We start from the raw sequence: 23,514 nt of genomic DNA, 5'->3' as shown, positions 1-23,514 counted from the left end.
TGCCGGGCGATCGCAAACTCTGCAACGCGGAAGCAAACGTCGCGGGGGAACTGTTGAATTCCAACGGCGTATTCCATTTGAACTATTCTGACTGGGTAGGAATGTTCAGGTATTTCCATGGGCATTCATGGTTAAGAGTGTGGACAGGAAGGCAAACACACGTGGAAAAGCAAACGAACCGCAGCTTTGCCAAGAAGGCTGGCGTCGCGGCTTCGCTCATTTTCGGGGGGCTCGCGCTTACGGGCTGCGAGGTCGCTCCTCCGGAAGCGATGTCCCGCGTACTCGGTATGGGCTGGCCGGATCCGGTCACCCCGGAGGGCGTGCAGTTGCACAACTTCTGGGTCTGGGTCTGGCTCGCGGCGTGGATCATCGGCATCATCATGTGGGGCCTGTTCCTCGTGGCGATCTTCGCGTGGAACAACAAGAAGCGCGAGAAGCAGGGCGCCTCGGAGTTTCCGAAGCAGCTGCAGTACAACGTGCCACTCGAGCTCGGCCTGACGATTGTGCCGATCGTCATCGTGATGGTGCTGTTCTTCTTCACCGTCCAGGCGCAGACGCGCACCACGGCCCTGAACAAGGACCCGAAGGTTGCGGTCGACGTCACCGCGTACCAGTGGAACTGGAAGTTTGGCTACGCAGAGATCGACGGCGAGTTCACTGCAAACGGTCAGCAGTACGACGGCCGCGACGAGGAGCGCCAGGCAATCGCCGACGCGACCAAGTACGACCCGGAGGACATGCACAACGCGAACCCGATTCACGGGACCTCCGCCGGCGACATCTCCTACCTGAACTTCAACGAGATCGAAACCCTCGGCACCACTGAAGAGGTTCCGGTTCTCGTGCTGCCGACCGAGACCGCGATCGAGTTCCGCCTCGCGTCCGGCGACGTGAACCACGCGTTCTGGGTTCCGGAGTTCCTGTTCAAGCGCGACGTGTACGCGCACCCGGAGAACAACCAGCAGCAGCGCGCGTTCCAGATTGAGCGCATCGACCGCGAGGGCGCGTTCGTCGGCCGCTGCGCTGAGATGTGCGGTACCTACCACGCAATGATGAACTTCGAGGTTCGCGCTGTGAGCCCGGAGAAGTTCCGCGACTACGTTGCCTTCCGCACCGCTAACCCTCAGGCGCCGAACTCCGAAGCGCTCGAGGCGATCGGCGAGGCCCCGTACGCAACCTCCACCCGCCCGTTCGTGTCTGACCGCACCGGCACCCGCGACGGCGAGAACACCACCGACCCGAACGCGAACGTTTAGAAAGAAGGAACGACAATGGGAACTGGCGCAAGAGTTTTCTACGCAATCGGCACCTTCTTGGCCCTGATGGCGGTGTTCTACATTCTCGCCACCTCGTGGGTCGGCGAGGACGCGTGGCTCTACGGCATCGAGTGGATCGGTGCTGTCGCCTTGGTGCTTGCCACGGCTATGTCCTTCATGCTCGGCGTCTACTTGGACTTCACCGAGCGCCGCATGGACATCGTCCCGGAGGACTGGGAAGAGGCGGAGATCGAGGACGGCGCTGGCGTGCTCGGCTTCTTCTCCCCGAGCTCCATCTGGCCGTTCGCGATGTCCGGCGCGGTCTTCTTCCTGGGCCTCGGTATCGCCTTCTACCAGCTGTGGCTGATCGCCTTCGGTGCGGTCTTCCTGATCTGGACCACCACGCAGCTGAACCTGCAGTACGGTATCCCGCGCGAGAAGCACTAAGCTTTTCGACGGCACCGTGACCCGCCGGCCCGCCTCCGCCGACGGACACACCCCGTCACCTCCCCGCAACAATGCGGGAGGTGGCGGGGTTTTGCTGTCTGTGCCCGTTGGCGCCGCGGGGGTCAACCGAAAGTTGGGGGCAGCGCGCGCACGGCGCGACTGAGGTGTGAGTTTGGTCACGTTTGGGAACTGGCGGGGGCGTCGATAAGCAGCGAAGAGCCTTCGCGCCGGATGCTTGGACCCGGGAATTCTCCGCGGCTCGCGGAAGCGCCGCCAACTGACCTGCAGCGATAGCGGTCGGAAACGGGGTAAGAAAAGTTCCCGTTAGTTTCGAAAAATTTCGCAAGCACCGCGGCGGCGCCGAAAGTGGCAGGTTGTGCCCCTCTACCCAGAAAACTTTCGGGGGTATACGAGGTGACTTTACGGGCGCGAGGGGGGATAATCACACCCGTGACGACCGCAATTTCTAACCAAGGTATGGCGACACCGCAAGATCGCGTCGCAGCGCTGAACCGACCAAACATCGTCAGCGTTGGCACGATTGCGTTCCTCGCCCAAGAGTTGATGTTCTTCGCCGGCTTGTTCGCGATGTACTTCGTGTCGCGAGCGAACGGCCTGACCGCAGGTGACTGGGACAACCAGACCGCGCACCTCAATGTTCTCTTTGGCACGATCATTACGGTCGTGCTGCTGACGTCCTCTGTGACTTCGCAGATGGGCGTTTTCGCCGCTGAGCGGGGAGACGTGTTCGGGCTGCGCAAGTGGTTCGGCGTGACCATTCTGCTCGGCGTGATCTTCTTGGGTCTCGTCGCGTTCGAGTGGTCCGAGATGATCCACGCCGGCGTGACCATTCAGGCCAGCGTCTACGGCTCGATGTTCTACATCATCACCGGCTTCCACATGGCGCACGTGACCGCCGGCATCATCGCGTTCGTTGTGGTGATGCTGCGCGTGGCCAAGTCGAAGTTCACCCCGGCGCAGGCAACGGCCGCCATGGCGACGTCCTACTACTGGCACTTCGTTGACGTCATCTGGGTTGGCGTGTTCATCACGCTGTACATCGTCCAGTAACACCGGCTGATCCGGAACTGAATCTGAAACTTTTCTATTAAGGAAACAAGATGGAAAACACACCTAAAAAGATGCGCAGCCGTCGCAAGACGCAGCGCACCGTCGCCGGTGCCGCAGCGCTTACCTTGGGTCTGACCGGTGCAGGTTTCCTCGCCTCCGCTCTCGCGCCGAACGCTCAGGTCGCCAACGCCCAGCGCGACGAGCAGGCGATGATCCAGGAAGGCAAGGACATCTACGACGTTGCTTGCATCACCTGCCACGGCGCGAACCTGCAGGGCGTTGAGGACCGCGGCCCGTCCCTGATCGGTACCGGCGAAGGCGCCGTGTACTTCCAGGTGAACTCCGGCCGAATGCCGATGATGTCCAACGACGCGCAGGCAGAGCGTAAGCGCCCGCGCTACACCGAGTCCCAGGCTCTCGCTCTGGCCGCGTACGTCGCAGCCAACGGCGGCGGCCCGGCGCTGGTGTACAACGAAGACGGCTCTATTGCGATGGAGGAGCTGCGCGGCAAGAACTACGACGGCCAGATCCAGGCTGCCGATGTCGCGCGCGGCGGCGAGCTGTTCCGGCTGAACTGCGCGTCCTGCCACAGCTTTACCGGCCGCGGCGGCGCACTTTCTTCCGGTAAGTACGCGCCCGTGCTGGATCCCGCCAATGAGCAGGAGATCTACCAGGCGATGCTGACCGGCCCGCAGAACATGCCGAAGTTCTCCGACCGCCAGCTGTCCGCTGACGAGAAGAAGGACATCATCGCCTTCATCAAGTCCTCCAAGGAAACCCCGAGCCCGGGCGGCTGGAGCCTCGGCGGTCTCGGCCCGGTCTCTGAGGGTATGGCGATGTGGATGATCGGTGTGACCCTCGTGGCCGCCGCTGCTATTTGGATTGGATCCCGTTCATGAGTGAAGTGAAGAAGAATTACACGACAGAAGAGCTCGACCGCATGAACAATGCGGAGCTCGCCGCACTCGGCACCGAGCTCGACGACGTTACCGTCGCCTACCGCAAGGAGCGCTTCCCGGTCGAGGGTGATCCCCACGAGAAGGCAGCTGCCGCCGGCGTCATCACTTGGCTGGTTGTCTCGGTCATCGCCGCGCTCGCCTTCCTTGGCATTTACCTGTTCTGGCCGTGGGAGCCGAAGTTCCACGGTGACGAGGGCTTGTGGACGTACACCCTGTACACCCCGCTTCTCGGCCTGACCGCGATGCTGAGCTTTGGCGCTCTGGGTATCGCCGTCATCCAGTACGTGAAGAAGTTCATCCCGGAAGAGATTTCGGTGCAGCGCCGCCACGACGGCCGCTCCTCCGAGCTCGACCGCCGTACTACCACAGCGCTTTTGAACGACGCTTGGGAGACCTCGACACTGGGGCGCCGCTCCGCGATAAAGGGCCTCCTCGGCACCGCTGCTGTGCTCTCCGGTTTGGTCGTCATTGCTCCGCTCGGTGGTTTGATCAAGAACCCGTGGCGTCCGCGCCACGAGCTTGACTACCACGGCGACGGCACTCTGTGGACTCACGGCTGGACCATCCAGGACAAGGGCGTGAAGGTTTACCTCGGCCGCGACACCGGCGCGATCGCTGAGCGCCACTCCGGCGTCACCGGCGAGCACTACACCACCGCCGGCGTGTCCCGACTCGTCCGCATGCGCCCGGAGGACCTGGCGGCTGCTGCCATGGAGACCGTGTTCCCGCTTTACGAAGAGGACGTCAACGACGGCAACCTCTACGATCCGAAGCGCGACGTCTACGAGCACCACATGCACTCCATCCACGGTCCGCGCAACGCGGTCATGCTGATTCGCCTGCGCTCGCAGGACGCCAAGCGCGTCATCGAGCGCGAGGGTCAGGAGGACTTCCACTACGGCGACTACTACGCCTACTCGAAGATTTGTACCCACATTGGTTGCCCGACCTCGCTGTACGAGGCGCAGACCAACCGAATCCTGTGTCCTTGCCACCAGTCGCAGTTCGACGCGCTGCAGCACGGTAAGCCGATCTTCGGCCCCGCCGCCCGCGCGCTTCCGCAGCTGCCGGTGTCAATTGACGAAGAAGGTTACCTCATCGCCAACGGCAACTTCATCGAACCCGTTGGCCCGGCATTCTGGGAGCGTCAATCCTAATGAGCACGAGACTCGCAAAAGCCGCGGACAACGCTGATTCGCGCTACTCGGGCGCAGGCTTCCTCCGCCCGCAGCTGAACAAAGTATTCCCGAGCCACTGGTCGTTCATGCTGGGTGAAATGGCGCTGTACAGCTTCATCATCCTGCTTCTTACCGGTGTGTACTTGGCACTGTTTTTCGACCCGTCGATCACCAAGGTGATTTACGACGGTGCGTACCTGCCTCTCAACGGCGTCGAGATGTCTCGCGCCTACGCCACCGCGCTGGACCTCTCCTTCGACGTCCGCGGCGGCCTGTTCGTTCGTCAGATGCACCACTGGGCCGCGCTGATGTTCATGATGTCCATGTTCGCCCACATGATGCGCATCTTCTTCACCGGCGCATTCCGCCGCCCGCGCGAGGCGAACTGGGTTATCGGTGTCACCCTGATCCTGCTCGGCATGATCGAGGGCTTCATGGGCTACTCGCTGCCGGACGACCTGCTCTCCGGCGTCGGCCTGCGAATCATGTCCGCGATTATTCTGTCCGTGCCTATCATCGGCACCTGGATCCACTGGGCCATCTTCGGCGGCGACTTCCCGTCCGACCTGATGCTGGACCGCTTCTACATCCTGCACGTGCTTGTGCTGCCGGGCATCATCCTCGCGCTGATCGCCGGCCACCTGCTCATGGTCTGGTTCCAGAAGCACACCCAGTTCCCGGGCCCGGGCCGCACCGAGAACAACGTCATCGGCATCCGCATCCTCCCGGTCTTCGCAGTGAAGGCTATCGGCTTCATGCTGATCGTCTTCGCAGTCCTCGCGGGCATGGCGGGCCTAACCTCGATCAACGCGATCTGGAACCTTGGCCCCTACAACCCGTCGCAGGTTTCTGCTGGTTCCCAGCCGGACGTCTACATGCTCTGGACTGACGGTGCCGCCCGTGTCATGCCGGCGTGGGAGCTCTACCTCGGCCGCTACACCATTCCGGGCGCCTTCTGGGTCGCCCTGATGGCGCTGGTCATGGTGATCGTCTTGCTGACCTACCCGTTCATTGAAAAGAAGGTCACCGGCGACGATGCTCACCACAACCTGCTGCAGCGACCACGCGACGTTCCGGCCCGCACGGGTCTGGGTGTCATGGGCATCGTGTTCTTCATGCTGCTGACCATCTCCGGCGGTAACGACCACGTGGCGCACTTCTTCCAGATCTCGCTGAACGCGATGACCTGGTTCGGCCGCATCGGTCTGATTGTCCTGCCGCCGCTGGCGTACTTCATCACCTACCGCATCTGCGTTGGCCTCCAGCGCTCCGACCGCGAGGTCCTGGAGCACGGTATCGAGACCGGTGTGATCAAGAAGCTGCCGAACGGCGCCTTCGTCGAGATCCACCAGCCGCTCGGCCCGGTGGACGAGCACGGTCACCCGGTGCCGCTCGAGTACGCAGGCGCTCCGGTGCCGAAGCAGCTCAACCAGCTCGGTTTCGCGGACGCCGAGACGATCGGCGCCTTCTCCCCGGCTGAGATCGGTGTTACCGAGCGCGTGCGCGACGTTGCGGACGAGTACCACCACGAGGAGATTGAGACCCTGCGCCGTCTCGAGGAGACGAAGCACCTCACCGATCGTGACGCAACTCCGCGCGACTAGGCTTTCCTAGTCCAGCGACAAGCCCCTTCCTTCGCGGGAGGGGCTTTCGTTATGTCACAAAACGGTTAAGAGATGGAGATCACGCCGGAGGACGATTTCGGTGCCAGTCTCAACCACCGTGGCGGGGGACTGGGCGCGAGCATCTGAGTGTGTCCAGGTAGCGGCCATTTTTAGACCGCGTCCGTATCGCCCGGTGGTGAAGTGGCCACATGCCGCGCACCCCGAATTGGGGTAACTTTGTCTTGTAACGAAAAGATAACGGCGTGGGAAATGGACATCGCTGTTGCCGTTTTGTAATCTTCTCGAGACATTGCGATAACGAACGTTGACGCAAGGTACGAAACAACAACATATGACGCCGAGTCCCACTCGCTCGAGGTGCAACACCGCAGCGGAGAGAAAGAGGGGAGCCGGGGGCCCATACGGAAACGGTCGATACCGTTTCGCCCCTGGGGTGAATGGCCGCGAGGACGGCGCGATGGTAATCGCGCTGCGGAGCGCGCTAGGGCTGTCTCGAGCCCAACCCGTCAGCTAACCCGGTAGGCGCAGAGATTGATATGGAGAACACTTTCGTGGCTAAGCACCGTCGCCAGGACAACAACACCGCTGCACGCACCGTCGCAGCAGCAACCGCCGTCGTTGCAGGCGCAACCATGATGGCCCCGACCGCTGAGGCGGCCGAGGTTCGCGTTCCGAACACCCCGATCGCAGTTGAGGTTCCTGGCATCGAGTCCGTTCCGGGCATCGCCGCTATCCCGGGCATCGAGCAGTGGGTTCCCTCTCTCGCAGGCCAGACCTCGAACGCTGACGTCAACGCAGCTGTCCAGGCTGCCCGCGCCCTGCCGGGTGTCGCCAACGTCCCGAGCTTCAACAACTTCCTGAACAACGTCGAGGCGCAGCAGGCTCCCGCACCGGCAGCTGCCCAGGCTCAGGCTTACGCCGCGCCGGCCCCGGCGCCTGCAGTGAACAAGGGTCAGCAGATCGCTGACATTGCACGCTCCAAGGTTGGCGCTCCGTACGTCTACGGCGCTGCCGGCCCGAACGCGTTCGACTGCTCCGGCTTCACCTCCTGGGTCTACTCCCAGGCAGGTATCTCCATCCCGCGCACCTCCCAGGCGCAGGCTGCAGCCGGCTACCGCGTTCCGCTTGACCAGTTGCAGCCGGGCGACATTGTCGCCTACTACGGCGGCGCTTCCCACGTGGCGATCTACGTCGGCAACGGCCAGATCATCGACGCGTTGAACTCTGGCATTCCGGTGGGCTACCGCTCGCTGCACATGATGCCGGTTCACTCCGCTTTCCGCTTCTACTAGAGTAGCTTTCCCGCTGACGCGGGCACGATAGGCCTAGCCCACTGGGGCTGGGCCTTTCACTTTTGCCGCCCCGCGCGTAGTTTCCCGTTTGTCCCACCCTTCTCTGCTATCACTGCAGTTCACCAGGTTTTCTTGGGTGCCGAAGGCGGGTTGGCGGGGGTTGCGGCCAGCGCTATAGTGGTAACGGTTTTGTAAAGGCGCAGTAACAACGGGAGTTATGGGCGTGGGAAAGCATTCGCGGCGCAGGGCGGTTTCGGGCCTCCGGTACACGGCAGCAATTGCGGCTGCAGCGGCTGTTTGGGCACCGGTAGTGAGCCCGCCTGCGGGCGCGGATGAGGTGGACGACCTCATCGCGGAGCTCGACTCCATCTCGCACGACGCGACCGCCAAGGTCGAGGAGATCAAGAAGCTGGAGGACGAGATCGCGGCGGCGCAGCACCGCGTCGACGATCTGAACCACCAGGCGGACCTTGCGCGCGGCGACGTGGAGCGCGCTAGCGGCGCTCGCCAGGGGTTCCAGCAGAACGTCAACGGGATTGCCCAGTCGCGCTACCGCAACACGCAGTCGGAGCTCCTCCTCAACACGCTTGAGTCCGGTAGCCCGCAGGCTGCAATTGACCGCGCGGCATACTTGGGAGCGCTGTCGCGTAACGCTGGCCGCACGATCGACAACCTCAACGCTGCGAGCCGCGACGCGTCCGAGCGGTCCGACGCCGCTAACCGCGCCGCCGATGAGGCCCGCCGCCAGCGCGAGGAACTAGATAAGAAGCGCAGTGTGCTCGAGCGTGAGCGCGAGGACTTGGACAAGCGGGTGCACGACATCGAGGCTCGCGTTGACGGGCTTGCGCCTGAAGCCCGCGCCCGATGGGTGAACAAAGACAATCCGGTCGACACCGCAGGGATGGTGCTCTCCGGCACTGGCACCGGCGTGGTCTCCGCGGCGCTGGCACAGCTGGGCAAACCCTACGGCTGGGGAGCGACCGGCCCGAACCAGTTCGACTGCTCGGGGCTGATGGTGTACGCGTACGCCCAGAACGGTGTTGCCATTCCGCGCACCTCACAGGCGCAGCTTGCCGGCGGCACACCGGTGTCCCTGGGCGACCTGCAGCCGGGCGACATTATCGGCTACTTCCCGGGCACCACACACGTGGGCATGTACATCGGAGACGGCATGATTGTTCACTCCTCCGACTACGGGATTCCAATTCAGGTGGTGCCGTACAACTCGATGCCGATCACTGGGGCGGTGCGCTACTAGCCGGCCGATGACAACGCTTCTGGTCACGAACGATTTCCCGCCCACCGTGGGCGGGATTCAATCGTATCTGCGCGACTTCGCCGCTGAGGTGGTCGCCCGCGAGGGCGCGGACTCGATCGTCGTGTTCGCCTCCACGCAAGACGCCCGTGAGGCCGCCGCCTTCGACGCCGAGCAGCCGTACACCGTTGTCCGCTGGCCACGCAACGTCATGCTGCCCACGCCAGCGACAGCGCGCCGGATGAGCGAGTTGATCGCCGACTACGGCATCGACACGGTCTGGTTCGGTGCGGCGGCGCCGCTCGGGCTTCTGGGCGCGGCGGCGAAAAGGGCGGGCGCGCGCCGCGTTGTCGCTACGACCCACGGCCACGAAGTGGGGTGGTCGATGCTGCCGGGGGCTCGGCAGGCGCTGCGCCGCATCGGCAACAGCGCCGACGTGGTGACGTACATCTCCGAATACACTTTGAGGAGGCTGCGGCCGGCGTTCGGTGCGGGGCCTGAGTATGTGGCGCTGCCGTCGGGGGTGGATGTGGGGTATTTTCGCCCCGTCGACAAGCAAAGGCGCAGTGCTACCCGCGATCTTTTGGGGGTAGGCGAAGCGCCGCTTGTGGTGTGCGCCTCGCGCCTGGTGGCCCGGAAGGGTCAAGACCAGCTGATTCGCGCGCTGCCGACGGTGCGCGAGCGGGTGCCGGGTGCGCAGCTGGTCATTGTCGGCGACGGACCGTACCGCGGCAGACTTCAGCGCATGGCGCGTGGGGTCGACGGGGTGCACTTCACGGGCAAGGTCGAGCGCGATCTGCTGCGCGACATTGTCGCCTCAGCGGACGTCTTTGCCATGCCCGCGCGCACCCGCGGCGGCGGGCTCGACGTCGAGGGCTTGGGTATTGTCTACCTCGAAGCGCAGGCCTGCGAGGTGCCGGTCATCGCAGGCACCTCTGGCGGCGCACCCGAGACGGTCACGCCGGAAACCGGTGTGGTGGTCGGGGGGAGGGACACAGCAGGGCTGGCGGACGCGTTGAGCAGGTTGCTTGATCACGCCCCCTCAAACCGCATGGGCTCCGCCGGCCGCGCCCACGTCGCTTCGAACTACTCGTGGTCGGTGCTGGGCGATCGCCTCGTCGACGCGCTCCGTGCGTAATGTGTTCTGCTATGACCCTGCCATCCACGCCGTCACCTTCGCCATTGACCGTAGGCTTCGATATCGGCGGCACGAATATGCGCGCCGCGGTGGTCGACGCGGACGGCACTGTTGTGCACGTGCGCTCCACAGAAACACCTCACGCGGCGGACGACTTAGACCGCGCGATCGTGGAGACGGTCGAGAATCTGCGGGCCGACTACCCGGTCGAGGCAGTGGGCCTGGCCATTGCGGGTTTCCTCGACCCGGAGTGCGAGATTGTCCGGTTTGCTCCGCACTTGCCGTGGCGCGACGACCGGCCGGTGCGCACGGAGCTTGAGGACGCGATCGGGCTGCCGGTGCGGCTTGAGCACGACGCGAACGCCGCCGCCTGGGGCGAGTACCGGTACGGGGCGGCGCGCGACGCCGAGACGTGGGTGTTCTTCGCCGTGGGCACGGGCATCGGAGCCACCTTGATGCACCGCGGGGAGATCTACCGCGGCTCTTTCGGCACCGCGCCGGAGTTCGGGCACATCACCGTCGTCCCCGGCGGGCGCGTGTGCTCGTGCGGCAAGAAGGGCTGCCTCGAGCGCTACGCCTCCGGCACGTCACTGATCGACTGCGCGATTGAGAAAGCCACCCACGGTGCGTTCACCGACTGCGCGCTCTACCGCAAGGTGGTGGACAAGCGAGCGGACGGTCACGACGTGATGGAGGCTGCGCGCCGCGGAGACAAGTTAGGTGTGGCCGCCCTCGACAGCTTCGCCACCTGGCTAGGCAGGGGACTTTCCATCGTCGCCGACGTGTTGGACCCCGCGCTGATCGTGCTCGGCGGGGGAGTCAGTGCCGACGCAGACCTCTATTTAGACCAGGCCCGCGCGGAGATGGCGGCGAACATGGTGGGCTCCGGCTACCGGCCCGTGCCCGAGGTGCTGCGGGCGGAGCTGGGACCCCAGGCAGGTATGATCGGCGTAGCTGATTTGGCCCGCACCCTGCTGGCCTAGGGGTCGCGAAAGAAAGGCACAAGGAGCGTTTCCAATGCAGAACAAGTGGTACTCCTTCTTCAAAGCGATCCTCGGCCCGCCGCTTCTGGTGTACAACCGCCCGACGATCACCGGAAGCGAGCACGTGCCGGACGAGGGGCCGGTGATCTTGGTGTCCAACCACCAAGCGGTGATGGATTCCTTCTACCTGCCGTTGATGATGCGCAGGCAAATCCAGTTCCCGGCGAAGAAGGAGTACTTCACCTCTCCGGGGATAAGCGGGCGCATTCAGAAGTTCTTCTTCTCCTCGGTGGGTCAGATCCCGGTGGACCGCTCCAGCTCCACAGCTGGCGACGCGCTGCAGGAAGCCGCGGAGAAGGTGCTTGCTGACGGCGACGTGTTCGGCATCTATCCCGAGGGCACCCGCTCGCCGGACGGTCGCATTTACAAAGGCCGCACCGGCATGGCGCGCATCGCCATGGCCACTGGTGCGCCTGTTGTCTTGGTCGCCATGGTCGGCTCGCGCGACGCGAACCCGATCGGGACGACCGTTCCGCGCCCCGCCAAGGTGAAGATCCACTTGAGCGAGCAGATTGACCCGCACCAGTGGGCCCGCGACAACGGCTACGACCCGCACTCGCGCGAGGTCGCGCGCCCCTTCACCGACTACTGCATGCGCAAGCTGTCCGAGCTGTCCGGCTACCCCTACGTCGACATGTACGCCACCGACGTGAAGAAGTCGCTGGATAAGACGGGCACGTACCCCGAAGGCGCTGAGCCGGGCGGTGACCTGGAAACCGCGCCGGTCGGGAAGGAGGGCACCCGTGGATAGGGATCTGGTTACCCGCATCGCTGCTGTTGTAGTTATCGTTGCGGCCTACCTTGTGGCGTCGCGGCTCGAGTTCCACAACGAGATCGCGGCCCCGCTCGCCGTGGTCGCGGTGGCTGTTGTCATGTTCTGGCCGCGCCGCGGCGAGCATACTCCTTCGACCCGCGCGGAGATCAAGGAAATCCGGGAAGAGCAGAAGCGGTAAGGGCAGTGAAGTACTTCTACGACACTGAGTTCATCGAGGACGGCTCCACTATTGAGTTGATCTCCATCGGCGTCGTGGCCGAGGACGGCAGGGAGTACTACGCCGTCTCCACCGAGTTCGACGCAGCTGCGGCGAACGAGTGGGTGCGCGAGAACGTGCTCGACAAGCTGCCGCCGGCGCACAACCCGGCGTGGAAGTCACTTGGGGTCATCCGCGACGAGCTCTTCGCCTTCCTCACCTCCCGCCCCGAACCTGAGCTGTGGGCGTGGGTCGGCGCCTACGACCACGTCGTTTTCGCCCAGCTTTGGGGCGACATGCAGGGCTTGCCGCGCGAGTTGCCGCGGTACACCCGCGAGCTCAAGCAATACTGGATCATGGCGGGCCGCCCGCGCTTGCCGCGACTGCCAGACGGCAACCACGACGCGCTGGTGGATGCGCGCCACAACCTCAAGAAGTACCGCGCCTGCGCTGAAGCTTTGCCGCTTGACCGCAACGGCAAGGTGTCCACTATGCGGAACAACCATTCCGCCCGATGAATTGTGTGGTAGGAATAGAGCTGTGAGTTGGACAATCGACATCCCCAAAGACGTGCTGCCCGATCTCCCGCCGATGCCGGGGGACCTGAATCAGCGCTGGCTCGACGTGCTGGCCCGCGACGCGAAGCAGCAGCCGTCCTGGGACCAGGACGCGGCGAACGCGGTCCGCAAGATCCTCGAGTCTGTCCCGCCGGTCGTGCTGGCGCCGGAGGTTGAGGAGCTCAAAGCCAAGCTTGCCGACGTCGCGCTGGGCAAAGCCTTCCTCCTCCAGGGAGGCGACTGCGCGGAGACGTTCGAGTCCAACACCGAACCGCACATCCGCGCCAACATCCGCACCCTGCTGCAGATGGCCGCGGTGCTGACCTACGGCGCATCCCTGCCGGTGGTCAAGATCGGCCGCATCGCCGGCCAGTACGCGAAACCGCGTTCTTCCGACCGCGACTCCAACGGTCTTCTGAACTACCGCGGCGACATCGTCAACGGCGTGGAGCCGACCGAGGAGTCCCGCCGCCACGACCCGGCCCGCATGGTCCGCGCGTACGCGAACTCTTCGGCCGCGATGAACTTGGTGCGTGCGCTCGTCTCCTCCGGCACCGCCGACCTGCACCATATCAACGACTGGAACCGCGAGTTCGTCGCCAACTCCCCGGCAGGCGCGCGCTACGAAGCGCTCGGCCGCGAGATTTCGCGCTCGCTCGCGTTCATGGACGCCTGCGGCGTGAACGACGAGAACCTGCGCAGCTCCGAGTTCTACGCCTCCCACGAGGCGCTTTTGGTGGACTACGAGCGCGCGATGCTGCGTCTCGCTGAGAACGAGCGCGGCGAGACCAAGCTCTACGACCTCTCCGCGCACCAGCTGTGGATCGGCGAGCGCACCCGCGGCATCGACGACTTCCACGTCAACTTCGCGGCGCTCATCGACAACCCGGTGGGCATCAAGCTCGGCCCCTCCACCACGCCGGAAGAGGCGGTGGCGTACGCCGACAAGATCGACCCGAACCGCGAGCCGGGCCGGTTGACCATGATCACCCGCATGGGCCACGACAACATCCGCTCGGTGCTGCCGGGCATTGTCAAGGCCGTCGAAGCGTCGGGCCACAAGGTGGTCTGGCAGTCCGACCCGATGCACGGCAACACCTTCACCGCCTCCAACGGGTACAAGACCCGCCACTTCGACAAGATCATCGACGAGGTGCAGGGCTTCTTCGAAGTGCACCGCGAGTTGGGCACCCACCCGGGCGGCATCCACGTTGAGGCGACCGGCGAGAACGTCACTGAGTGCCTCGGCGGCGCGCAGGACATCACCGACGTCGACCTGCCGGGCCGCTACGAGTCTGCTGTTGACCCGCGCCTGAACACCGAACAAGCGCTGGAACTCGCGTTCCTCGTCGCGGAGATGCTCCGCTACTAACGCTTCGGGGTGAACCTAGCCGGCGAGGATCGGCGGGAACATCCCGTACAGCCCGGAGCCGAACCACCAGGCGCCCACGAGCACCGCGGCGAGTGCTGCGATGGAAACGGCGACAAACAGCGCCAGCCCGATGCCACCCCGGTTCGTCACCGGGTTGATGCGCGGGCGTTCCGCAGGCACAGCGCCCGGCGAAGCGGGGGCCTCGAGTTGGGGGCGCGGCGCAGGCTGAGGTTGCCTGCGCGCAGGTGGCGCTGGCTCATACCGCACCTCCTGTGTCTGATCGGGGAAGAGCCGCTGCTGGCTTGCGCGCGGCTCCACCCGCGGCTCCACCTTGCGGGACGGCCCGTTCAGGGTGCCGAAGCTCGTCGGCACGGCCGCGGCGCGGTTCGCCGCGGAGTTGCGCGGCACCGGGACGGTGTAGGCGGGCAGCTGGAGCGCATCAGCGACATCGTCGAGCGCGCCGAGGAACTCGCGGGCGTCGCGGAAGCGGTCTTCCGGGCGGCGCGCGGTGGCTGTGGCTACGAGCTCGTCGAAAAGCTTCGGCACCCCAGCAATCAGCGACGACGGCGCCGCTACGTCGTGGTGGAGGCGAGCGTAGGCGTGGGCGAGCGGGGAGTCGCCGTGGAACGGCGTGCGGCCGGTCAGCAGTTCGAAGAAGACGATGCCGGCGGAGTAGACGTCGGATGCGGCCGTCAGGTGCGTCCCGTCGACTTGCTCGGGGGAGAGGTAGGCCACCGTGCCCACGATCTGGTCGGTGGAGTGCGTCGCGTCGGAGGCGGCGCGCACCAGGCCGAAGTCGGCGAGCTTGACCCGGTGGTCGGCGTTGATTAGCACGTTGTCCGGCTTGATGTCCCGGTGAATCAGGCCCTTCGCGTGCGCCACAGACAGGCCCGTGAGCATGCCGCGCATCACGGAGGCGGCGGCGTGCGCAGGCATGGGGCCGCGCTCGTCGAGAAGCTCGCGCAGCGTGCCCCCGGTAATCAACTCCATGATGAGAAAGATCGTGTCGCCGTCGGCGGAAAAGTCGTAGACGTTGACCAGGTTGGGGTGACTGAGTTGCGCCATTGCCCGTGCTTCGCGCCGGAACCGCTCCGAGAACACCGGGTCGTGCACGTACTGCTCGTGCATCACCTTCGCCGCCACCTCGCGGCCCAGCCTGGTGTCAACGCAGCGGTACACCGTGGCCATCCCGCCGCGCGCGATGGGGCGGTCGATGATGTACCGGCCCTCCAAGGAATCGCCCACTGCCAAACGCATGCAACCAGTATGATCACCCGCCGCGGTGTTGGCCAACAGCGCCCGCGACAAGGGCAGTAGAATGTGGGCTTGTGACTACACCGCAACAGCCAACCCTGGACGAACTGCTGGTAGGCGAGGAGCTCCTCCCGGTTCCTGACGTCGCGGAGATCCTCGGCGTTCCCGTGACGAAGGTCCACGACATCGTCAACTCTGGGAAGCTGGCCGTGTACCGCAAGGACGGCGTGCGCTACATTCCGGCGTCGCTGCTCGGCGACGGCGAGTTGTCCAAGTTTGTCGGCGGGGCTATTACCGTGCTGGCGGACGGCGGCTACGACCCCGACGAGATCCTCCACTTTCTCTACACGCCGGACGATTCCCTCCCGGGCCGGCCGATCGACGCGCTTCACGGCCACGGCGCGCGCGAAGTTATCCGCCGCGCGCAGGCTATGGCGTTTTAGCTTCGGCGCTCGGTCGAGCGGATCGCGAGATCGCGCAGGGTCTTCGCCACCGCGGCGTTGATGTTCGCGGTTTCGAGGTGCGCAAGTCCCGATTCGGTGAGGGAAGCAATCCGCTTTTCGACGGCCTCCACAGCCCCACTTTCCCGAATCACCCCGGCAAGCGCGTCCAACGCCTCTGGGTCGGAAGTCGCGCCGATGCCCTCTCGGAGGGTGCGCGCGGAGGGGTTGCCGGCGGCGTCGAGAAGCGAAAGTGCCTCGGCGTAAAGCACGGTGCGCTTGCCTTCCCGGATGTCGTCGCCGGCGGGCTTGCCGGTGACGGCGGAGTCGCCGAACACGCCGAGAAGATCGTCGCGCAGCTGGAAGGCAATGCCGATGTCGCGGCCGTAGCCGCGGAACGCCTCGATCGTCGCCTCGTCCGCGCCGGCGAGCGCGGCACCCAAGTGAAGCGGGCGTTCAATTGTGTACGCGGCAGTTTTGAAGCGGTTGACTTGGTCTGCCATCTCGACCGACTCGCTGCCCGCTGCCTCGAGAGAAATGTCGAGGATCTGGCCGCCGATGACCTCGGTGCGCATACCGCGCCACGCGCCCTCAGCGCGCGCGAGCGCTTCCGCGGTCACACCGGAGGAGCGCCACATGTCCTCGGCCCAAGCGAGTGCGAGGTCGCCGATCAAAATGGCGGTGTTCTGGCCGAACAAGGCTGCGTCGCCAAGCAGCTGCTCCTTGTTGTGCTCCGCCTCAATTGCCCGGTGTACCGTTGGGTTGCCGCGGCGGGTGTCGGAGGCGTCAATGATGTCGTCGTGGATGAGGGCGCAGGCCTGGATGAGTTCGAGCGAGCTGACCGCGCGCATCACCGCTTCCGGGTCCTCGGCTGCGCGCTCGATGCCGCCGCCGCCGACGAATCCGGCCCAGCCGTAAAGCGGGCGGATGCGTTTGCCGCCGCCGAGAACGAAGCGCTCGAGGTGGAGCACTGCGCTTTGCACCGGCGCGCCTAAGCGGCCGATCTCCGCCGAGCGCTCAGCGAAGAATCGTTGCAGCTGGTGGCCGACTTCTTCTGGCACCCGTGACAAATCAAGCGCGTTTGCGTCCACGTGCGAACTCCTTGCAGCAATCGTGCGGTGGCTCCCCACCCTACCTGGTTCACGTGCCCCCACTTTTAAAGCGGCAGCGGGCGGCCCAGGATAGCGAACGGCCTGTGGTCGCCGGGGTAGCGGTAGCCGCGCGCGATATCTGTAAAGCCGAAGCGGCGGTACAGGTGGAAGGCGTGGTTGGCCTCGTTATCCACCTCAGGCGTCGAAAGCAGCGCCCACTCGGCGGAGGCGTTGCGAAGAAGCTCCTGAAGCAGAGCTGCGCCGATGCCCGCGCCCTGCCGGCCGGGAGCCACGTGGACCTCAGTGACCTCGAAGTAGCTGTCAAGGATCGCTCGGTGCTGCTCGGTCAGCTGGCCGGAACCGCGCATGGCGCGCACGAGCTGGCGGTCCCACCACCGCTCCCTGCTGCCGAGGAACCCGTACGCGACGCCGACCACCTCGTCCCCGTCAACCGCGGCAACCGCGGTGAATCCGGGCCAGGTCACCTCGTCTTTCCACACGCGGATTCGCTGGTCGCGGATTTGCGGGTTGTACTCCATTGCGGCGAGGTAGATGTCCACGAGCTGGGGGACAAGCAGGGTGAACTCCCCAGGAGTTAAGCGGCGGATTTCAACTGGCACACCACTACCTAACCACGCGGGAGTATGCCGGCGGGTGGTTTTCGATGCCCGCTAATCGAACGCGTGTTCTAATGTCGGCGGTGTGGTGTCGAACGCGTGTTTTACAGTGAGCGCAATCGTTGTAAACACCACTGGAAGAGAAGGGGAAACACAATGCAAAGCGTCATTTCCGCCACCACGTCCCGAGCCTACGGTGCCCCCGCGAAGGTCTCGCGCCGCGACGCGTTCCTCGCCTCGGCGGAGTCTCTTCTTGTTGCGGCGCACGAGGAATTTGAAGACGGCCGGGCAGACCTGGCCATGGAAAGCGCCTACCGGGCGGCGCTTCGGGTCGCCGGTGCCGTTGTCGCCGATTCGGAAGCGCTGCGGAAAAGGAAACGGTTGCCCACTAGCGCGTGGGAGAAGCTGGCGCTTGTCGGCGATAGCGGGAAACTCTGGGCTGCCCGATTCCGCTCCTACTCCCGCCTCCGGGGCCGGGTTGTATCTGGGCTGGAGATGCACCCAGATCCCGCGATTGTCGTTCGGCTGCTCGCCGACGCGGAAGAGTTCTACCACGAGATCCACCCTGGGGAGGCGCCGCTCGCGGCAGCGTAGTGGGTGCGGGGAACAAAACGGCTACGATGTCCGTTGGTTAAGAAATATCGTTCCCGTCAACGTGGAGAGAAATTTCAGTGTCCCTTTCTGAGCAAGAACAGCGCGCGCTCCGCGAGATCGAGCAGTCCCTCTTTGCTGAGGACCCAAAGTTCGCCAGCAGCGTCGCGCACAACGCTGGATTCAGCGAGACCCCGCGGAGGGGGCGTCTCACAATGCGCAGCGTTGCGCTGATTGTGCTGGGGATCGTCCTCTTGCTCGGCGGCGTCGCACTCGCGTCCGCCAGCATGTGGGCAGTTGTCATCAGCATCGTCGGTTTCGGCGTCATGATGCTCGGTGGCGTGATGGCGCTGCGCACCCCGGCCACCACTCCTTCTGCGGGCCCACGCATTAGCGCGAGTGCGCCGAAGCAGCGATCGGCCCGAAGCGTGAGTATGGAAGAGAACTTCCGCCGCCGTTTCGAGGATCCGCAAGCCTAAGACGGTCCCGACCTTTGGAAGCGCCCCGTGTGGGGCGCTTTTTCGTCTTTCCGGCGGCTGGAAACCCGGTGATAGCGGGTAACTCCTCGCGCCACCCGTAGCGACCTGCGGAAACGCGGCGTCTGTCCCGAGTTACCCGCTATCACCGCCGTCTCCCACCTTCCCCCACCTACGCGCCCCACTCCTGCCCACCAGGGTGGCGCGCCACCACGCGAGCAGGGCTTTTCGGCCGTCGATGCAATGTTGGGAGTTCACCGGACACGCGAATCCATGTGCATCTTGAGGTCCAATGTGGCAGCTTTACGCTCCTGGGGCACAGAATCTCCACCTTGTCTCCACCGCTACAACCTGCAGTAACACCGAAATAATCGGGCATTTTCGGCTGTGGTGTAGCCATCGTGGGGAGAAGTGGGTTAAAGTGGGGCGCAGCGGAGAAGTGTGGCGCCCATCTGACTACGTGGGTGCGGCACATCGAAGCGGCAGAAAAACTTCACAAGCCGAAGTCAGACGGCGAAAGGAAAGGTAGGTCGCCCGATGTTCCTGGGAACCTACACTCCCAAGCTCGACGACAAGGGGCGCCTGACGCTGCCCGCGAAGTTCCGGGAGGACTTGGCGGACGGGCTAATGGTGACCAAGGGGCAGGACCACTCGCTAGCGGTCTATCCCCGGGAGGAGTTCGCGCAGCGCGCTCGCAAGGCGGCGGCGGCCTCCCGCACGAACCCGAAGGCGCGCGCCTTCATCCGCAACCTGGCTGCCAGCGCGGATGAGCAGACGCTCGACGGTTCTGGTCGCATTACGTTGTCGCCGGCGCACCGCGAGTACGCAAACCTGTCCAAGGAGTGCGTGGTTATCGGCTCGGTTGATTTTCTGGAGATCTGGGACGCGAAGTCCTGGGCCGACTATCAGGAACAGACGGAAGCCGCCTTCTCGGCGGCGGACGACGACGACATTCTCTCCGGTCTGCTGTAAGGACTGACTACCCGCGCAGCAGGCAAACGACTACTGACGGAGAGCGTGTACGGACTCTGTCCGGGGCGTGAGCTTTTCTGGTGTACTTCCCCGACATCAGACCGGCCGCCCCGGGCAGGGCTCTACTCGCTCCCCCTCACCAAGGGAAGCAAGAACTTCAGAGACTTACATCGGACAGGGATTGGGGGTGGCACCCGTGGAATTCACAACTGCAGCGAACCACGGCCACGTCCCTGTCATGCGCGACCGGATGGGGCAGCTGCTCGCCCCTGCGGTTGAGCGCTTCGGCAGCAACGCGGTGATCGTCGACGGCACCTTGGGTGCCGGTGGCCACACCGAGCATTTTCTCACTGTTTTCCCCGGTGCCAGCGTGATCGGCGTCGACCGCGACCCCATCGCGCTCGCGCAGGCGACGGAGCGGCTTGCGCCGTTCGGCGACCGCTTCGTCCCGCTCCAGGCGCGGTTCGACGACATCGCGGGGCCGATCGGGGAGGGGGAGGGCCGCGTTTTCGACACGGTGCGCGAGCACGGTGTCGCGGGCGCCCTGTACGACCTTGGCGTGTCGTCGATGCAGCTGGACCAAGAAGAGCGCGGATTCGCGTACAAAGTTGACGCGCCGCTGGACATGCGCATGGACCCGACGCAGGGCATTACCGCGGCGGACATCCTCAACACCTACTCGCACGGCGACATCGCCCGCATCCTCAAGACGTACGGCGATGAGCGCTTCGCGGGAAAGATCGCCTCTGCGGTGGTGAAGGAGCGCGAGCGCGAGCCGTTCGCGCGAAGCGGCCGCCTCGTGGAGCTTTTGTACGAGACGATTCCGGCGGCGTCGCGGCGCACCGGAGGCCACCCCGCCAAGCGCACCTTTCAAGCGCTGCGCGTCGAGGTCAACCGCGAGCTGGAGGCAGTCGAGAACGCTGTCCCGGTCATCACGGAGCTGCTGGGGCCTGGCGGCCGAGTGGTGTTCATGAGCTACCAGAGCTTGGAAGACAAAATCATCAAAACCGCGTTCGCGGACCTGACAACGTCGAAGACCCCGCCGGGGTTGCCGATGGATCTGCCTGGCACGGCGGCGAAGTTCGCCCCGATCACCAACGGGGCGGAGAAGGCTTCGAAGGACGAAATCGAACTCAACCCCCGCGCTACACCGGTGCGGGTGCGTGGCATTGAAAAACTTTCCGACTTAAGGACAGATTCACCATGGCAGTGATGACTCGCACGGACCAGGCCACTTACGCACCGGCGCCGAAGCGCACCCCGGCCACCCGTCCCGATGTGCGCCCGCACGTCCCGCACCAGAAGTCTCGCGGCGGCCGGTTGGGGTCGCAGCAGGTGGTGTCGGTCCGCGGGCGTCGAGTAGCAACTCCTGCCAAACAGAAAACCGCGCTCGGCAAGGTCGGCGGCTTGGCGGTGACCCTCTTGGTTATCGGCGTCGCCGTGGCCATGGTCCTGTCGGGCCTGTCCACGGCCCAGACGTTCACGGTGCAGCAACTACAGTCCCAGGAGCGCGCGTTAGAGAACGAGGTGGAGTCGCTCAGCCGCGACCTGGAGGACCTGCGTTCCTCGGCGGAGCTCGCGCAGCGCGCCGCGGAGGCCAACATGGTGGTGGCGAATCAGCCCGGCATCGTGGAGGTCGACGCCGACGGCCGGGTCGAGGAGCGGCGCGAGTTCAACCCCGAATCCGTCGCCCCGGTTCTGGACGTCAACGGCCAGCCCACCCGCGCAGGCCGCGCCACCAGCGACCAGCGCGCAACCGATGAGCTGGGCGACAACCTGACCCAGCTGCCCGGCGGCAACATGATGAACCCGCCCGCGGCCGCGCGCACGGACAACCTCGCGCCGTACCAGCCCAACGTTCCCGCAGCGTTCTAGCGTGTGGCGCGCCCTGAAACGAGCGCGCTGCGTGCAATATAAGGGTCGTTACGCAACCCGTCTCCGCAAACGAAGCAAGGTAGGTGAGAACGCACGTGGCCAGGCGCGAGCAACCGATGACGCAGTCGCAGATCACGAACCGCCGCGCCACGTGGCTGGCAGTTGCGTTCCTTGCCGTGGCTGCACTGCTCATCGGCCGGTTGTTCTGGGTGCAAGTGGTGTGGGGGCCGGACCTGCGCGAGCAGGCCAGCGCGCAACGCACCCGCACCTACGTGGACCCGGCGCGCCGCGGCGAGATCGTTGACCGCGAGGGCAACCGGCTCGCCTACACCATGCAGGCGCGCTCGCTCACTGTTTCGCCGGTGACGCTGCGCAAGGAAATCCAGGAGCAGCAGGAGCTCCAGATGCGTGTCGACGGCCTTTCGCAGGACTCCATCGACGCCCAAATAGACGCCCGCGTCGAGGACGTGCTGCGCACCATGGCCAACGAGATTCCAGCCATGATCGGGGAGCAGGCCGCCAAGGAGACCACCTCGCGCGACGCCCGTGCGACCGAGAACGTGAAGGTGGGCAACGTCTCCGCCCGCGAGATCTTGGACAAGCTGCACGCCGAGACGGACTACGAGGTGCTGGTGCGCAACGTCGACCCGGACGTGGCGGCGAAAGTTGCCTCCAACTTCCACGGTGTCGCGGCCGATCACCAAGACATCCGCCAGTACCCGAACGGCGCGATCGGCGAGAACATCTTGGGCAAGGTGTCCATGGACGGCCACGGGCAGTTCGGCCTCGAAGCGTCCAGCGACGCGATGCTCACCGGCATCAACGGACGCTCCACCGAAGACGTCTCCGCGGACGGGTTGGCCATCCCCGGTTCGCTGCGTGACGTGGTGCCCGCCGTCGACGGCTCCCGCATCGAGCTGACTATCGACCTCGACCTGCAGACGTTTGTTCAGCAGACGCTGCAGCAAGCGAAGGAGAACTCGCTGGCCAAGGAGGGGCAAGCGGTCGTCCTGGACGCGCGCACCGGTGAGGTGCTCGCGATGGCGAACACGGACACCATCGACCCGAACGGCGACTTGGAAAAGCAGCTCAAGGAGGGGCGCGATTTCGACAACAACTCGATTTCCCACCCCTTTGAGCCGGGTTCAGTGGCGAAAGTGATCACCGCTGCGGCGGCGATCGAGGAGGGGTTAACCGACCCGACCGAGGTCCACCAAGTGCCCGGCTCTATCGACATGGCAGGCGTTACCGTGAACGACGCGTGGAGTCACGATGTTGCGCCGTACACCACGGCGGGCATCTTTGGTAAGTCCTCTAACGTTGGCACCCTGCAGCTGGCGCAGCGACTCGGAGAGGACAAGTACTGGGAGTACTTGCAGCGATTCGGCATCGGCACCACTACCGGCATCGAGCTGCCCAACGAGTCGCCGGGGCTTCTGCCCGTGCGCGAGCAGTGGTCGGGCGGCACCTTCGCCAACCTGCCCATTGGGCAGGGCATGAGCTGGACGGCGCTGCAGATGGCGGGGGTGTACCAGGCGCTGGCTAACGGCGGCGAGCGCATCGAGCCGCGCATCATCGCCAGCGTGACCGGCCCTGACGGGGAGACTGTGGAGCAGCCGGAGCCGGCGCGCACCAGGGTGGTCAGCGAGGAAACGGCGCGGACCACCGTCGACATGTTCCGCTCTGTGTTCCAGTCGGACCCCTCGGGGCTGCAGTCCGGCACAGCCCAGGGCAGCGGGCTCGAGGGCTACCAGCTGGCCGGCAAGACGGGCACCGCGCAGAAGGTGAACCCCGATACCGGCGCGTACTCGCAGAGCCAGTTCTGGATCACATTCGCGGGCGTGGCACCAGCGGACGACCCGCGGTTCGTGGTGGCTGTGATGCTGGACGAGCCGCAGCGCGGCCCGCTCCGCGGGGGCGCCGGCGGCCAGTCCGCCGCACCGGTGTTCACCGAGATCGCGTCGTGGCTGCTCAACCGCGAGAATGTGCCGCCCAGCCCGCCAGCCGAGCCGTACGTACTTCAGGCGCAGTAAG

24 protein-coding genes and 1 riboswitch are annotated in these 23,514 nt (G+C 65.0%); of the genes, 21 read left to right on the top strand and 3 right to left on the bottom strand.

All coding sequences use genetic code 11. The annotated features are described in order from the left end of the window. Positions 1-161 precede the first annotated feature (161 nt). The 14 genes from ctaC (at position 162) to V6D40_RS08135 (ending at position 14,164) form a co-directional block, all read left to right on the top strand. Complete coding sequence (gene ctaC / locus V6D40_RS08200) at positions 162-1,256, top strand: aa3-type cytochrome oxidase subunit II (RefSeq protein WP_334289870.1); 1,095 nt, start codon at positions 162-164, stop codon at positions 1,254-1,256. Positions 1,257-1,271: 15 nt separating this feature from the next. Continuing rightward, entirely contained in the window at positions 1,272-1,703 is a 432-nt protein-coding gene (ctaF, locus tag V6D40_RS08195; protein WP_334289869.1) for an aa3-type cytochrome oxidase subunit IV, read from the top strand. 450 nt (positions 1,704-2,153) lie between these two features. Continuing rightward, positions 2,154-2,774, top strand: coding sequence for an aa3-type cytochrome oxidase subunit III (gene ctaE / locus V6D40_RS08190; RefSeq protein ID WP_334289868.1), 621 nt, complete (start codon positions 2,154-2,156; stop codon positions 2,772-2,774). Between the two features lie 50 nt (positions 2,775-2,824). After that, a complete protein-coding gene (gene qcrC, locus V6D40_RS08185) occupies positions 2,825-3,673 on the top strand; it encodes a cytochrome bc1 complex diheme cytochrome c subunit (protein ID WP_334289867.1) in 849 nt (282 codons plus the stop codon). Next, positions 3,670-4,890: a cytochrome bc1 complex Rieske iron-sulfur subunit gene (gene qcrA, locus V6D40_RS08180; protein WP_334289866.1), complete on the top strand. Its 1,221-nt coding sequence runs from the start codon at positions 3,670-3,672 to the stop codon at positions 4,888-4,890. The genes qcrC and qcrA overlap by 4 nt, the downstream gene beginning before the upstream one ends. After that, positions 4,890-6,515 carry a cytochrome bc1 complex cytochrome b subunit gene (gene qcrB, locus V6D40_RS08175; RefSeq protein WP_334289865.1) on the top strand — a complete coding sequence of 542 codons (1,626 nt, stop codon included), beginning with the start codon at positions 4,890-4,892 and terminating at the stop codon, positions 6,513-6,515. Before qcrA ends, qcrB begins: the two co-directional genes overlap by 1 nt. 346 nt (positions 6,516-6,861) lie before the next feature. After that, a riboswitch (cyclic di-AMP (ydaO/yuaA leader) is annotated at positions 6,862-7,075 on the top strand. Next, positions 7,073-7,828, top strand: a complete 756-nt coding sequence (locus V6D40_RS08170; RefSeq protein ID WP_442891906.1) for a C40 family peptidase — start codon at positions 7,073-7,075, stop codon at positions 7,826-7,828. (Overlaps the previous riboswitch by 3 nt.) A 223-nt stretch (positions 7,829-8,051) precedes the next feature. Then, the gene (locus tag V6D40_RS08165; protein ID WP_442891905.1) at positions 8,052-9,086 is read left to right on the top strand and encodes an NlpC/P60 family protein; all 1,035 of its coding nucleotides are present in this window, start codon (positions 8,052-8,054) and stop codon (positions 9,084-9,086) included. Positions 9,087-9,093: 7 nt separating this feature from the next. Further along, positions 9,094-10,221, top strand: coding sequence for a glycosyltransferase family 4 protein (locus tag V6D40_RS08160; protein WP_334289863.1), 1,128 nt, complete (start codon positions 9,094-9,096; stop codon positions 10,219-10,221). Positions 10,222-10,232: 11 nt separating this feature from the next. After that, positions 10,233-11,204 carry an ROK family protein gene (locus tag V6D40_RS08155; RefSeq protein ID WP_334289862.1) on the top strand — a complete coding sequence of 324 codons (972 nt, stop codon included), beginning with the start codon at positions 10,233-10,235 and terminating at the stop codon, positions 11,202-11,204. Between the two features lie 34 nt (positions 11,205-11,238). Continuing rightward, positions 11,239-12,015: a lysophospholipid acyltransferase family protein gene (locus V6D40_RS08150; RefSeq protein ID WP_334289861.1), complete on the top strand. Its 777-nt coding sequence runs from the start codon at positions 11,239-11,241 to the stop codon at positions 12,013-12,015. Next, positions 12,008-12,217, top strand: coding sequence for a hypothetical protein (locus V6D40_RS08145; RefSeq protein ID WP_334289860.1), 210 nt, complete (start codon positions 12,008-12,010; stop codon positions 12,215-12,217). The genes V6D40_RS08150 and V6D40_RS08145 overlap by 8 nt, the downstream gene beginning before the upstream one ends. Before the next feature lie 5 nt (positions 12,218-12,222). Beyond that, complete coding sequence (locus V6D40_RS08140; RefSeq protein ID WP_334289859.1) at positions 12,223-12,753, top strand: polyadenylate-specific 3'-exoribonuclease AS; 531 nt, start codon at positions 12,223-12,225, stop codon at positions 12,751-12,753. Between the two features lie 22 nt (positions 12,754-12,775). Then, positions 12,776-14,164, top strand: a complete 1,389-nt coding sequence (locus V6D40_RS08135) for a class II 3-deoxy-7-phosphoheptulonate synthase (protein ID WP_334289858.1) — start codon at positions 12,776-12,778, stop codon at positions 14,162-14,164. A gap of 15 nt (positions 14,165-14,179) precedes the next feature. On the opposite strand, the gene V6D40_RS08130 is transcribed toward V6D40_RS08135, so the two are convergent. Then, positions 14,180-15,421 (bottom strand): protein kinase domain-containing protein, encoded by a 1,242-nt coding sequence (locus V6D40_RS08130; protein ID WP_334289857.1) that lies wholly within the window; start codon positions 15,419-15,421, stop codon positions 14,180-14,182. Positions 15,422-15,492: 71 nt separating this feature from the next. On the opposite strand from V6D40_RS08130, the gene V6D40_RS08125 reads away from it, so the two are divergent. Next, the gene (locus tag V6D40_RS08125; protein ID WP_334289856.1) at positions 15,493-15,861 is read left to right on the top strand and encodes an Rv2175c family DNA-binding protein; all 369 of its coding nucleotides are present in this window, start codon (positions 15,493-15,495) and stop codon (positions 15,859-15,861) included. Here the strand turns inward: V6D40_RS08125 and V6D40_RS08120 are convergent. Both V6D40_RS08120 and V6D40_RS08115 read right to left on the bottom strand, forming a co-directional pair. After that, positions 15,858-16,949 carry a polyprenyl synthetase family protein gene (locus V6D40_RS08120; RefSeq protein WP_334289855.1) on the bottom strand — a complete coding sequence of 364 codons (1,092 nt, stop codon included), beginning with the start codon at positions 16,947-16,949 and terminating at the stop codon, positions 15,858-15,860. The two genes, V6D40_RS08125 and V6D40_RS08120, sit on opposite strands and share 4 nt — an antisense overlap. Before the next feature lie 65 nt (positions 16,950-17,014). After that, positions 17,015-17,569, bottom strand: a complete 555-nt coding sequence (locus tag V6D40_RS08115; protein ID WP_334289854.1) for a GNAT family N-acetyltransferase — start codon at positions 17,567-17,569, stop codon at positions 17,015-17,017. A 153-nt stretch (positions 17,570-17,722) separates the two neighbouring features. On the opposite strand from V6D40_RS08115, the gene V6D40_RS08110 reads away from it, so the two are divergent. The 6 genes from V6D40_RS08110 (at position 17,723) to V6D40_RS08085 (ending at position 23,513) form a co-directional block, all read left to right on the top strand. Then, entirely contained in the window at positions 17,723-18,160 is a 438-nt protein-coding gene (locus V6D40_RS08110) for an SAV_6107 family HEPN domain-containing protein (RefSeq protein ID WP_334289853.1), read from the top strand. A 77-nt stretch (positions 18,161-18,237) separates the two neighbouring features. Continuing rightward, on the top strand, positions 18,238-18,636 hold the full coding sequence (locus V6D40_RS08105) for a DUF3040 domain-containing protein (RefSeq protein ID WP_334289852.1): 399 nt from the start codon (positions 18,238-18,240) through the stop codon (positions 18,634-18,636). Between the two features lie 534 nt (positions 18,637-19,170). Next, on the top strand, positions 19,171-19,605 hold the full coding sequence (gene mraZ, locus V6D40_RS08100) for a division/cell wall cluster transcriptional repressor MraZ (protein WP_334289851.1): 435 nt from the start codon (positions 19,171-19,173) through the stop codon (positions 19,603-19,605). 196 nt (positions 19,606-19,801) lie between these two features. Further along, the gene (rsmH, locus tag V6D40_RS08095) at positions 19,802-20,818 is read left to right on the top strand and encodes a 16S rRNA (cytosine(1402)-N(4))-methyltransferase RsmH (protein ID WP_334289850.1); all 1,017 of its coding nucleotides are present in this window, start codon (positions 19,802-19,804) and stop codon (positions 20,816-20,818) included. After that, on the top strand, positions 20,818-21,480 hold the full coding sequence (locus tag V6D40_RS08090; RefSeq protein WP_334289849.1) for a hypothetical protein: 663 nt from the start codon (positions 20,818-20,820) through the stop codon (positions 21,478-21,480). Before rsmH ends, V6D40_RS08090 begins: the two co-directional genes overlap by 1 nt. Positions 21,481-21,596: 116 nt before the next feature. Further along, on the top strand, positions 21,597-23,513 hold the full coding sequence (locus tag V6D40_RS08085) for a peptidoglycan D,D-transpeptidase FtsI family protein (protein WP_334289935.1): 1,917 nt from the start codon (positions 21,597-21,599) through the stop codon (positions 23,511-23,513). The last annotated feature ends 1 nt before the right edge of the window (position 23,514 follow it).

Source organism: Corynebacterium sp. Marseille-Q4381 (assembly GCF_036881695.1).
Classification (GTDB): domain Bacteria; phylum Actinomycetota; class Actinomycetes; order Mycobacteriales; family Mycobacteriaceae; genus Corynebacterium.
This window is presented reverse-complemented; position numbering and strand designations above follow the sequence as displayed.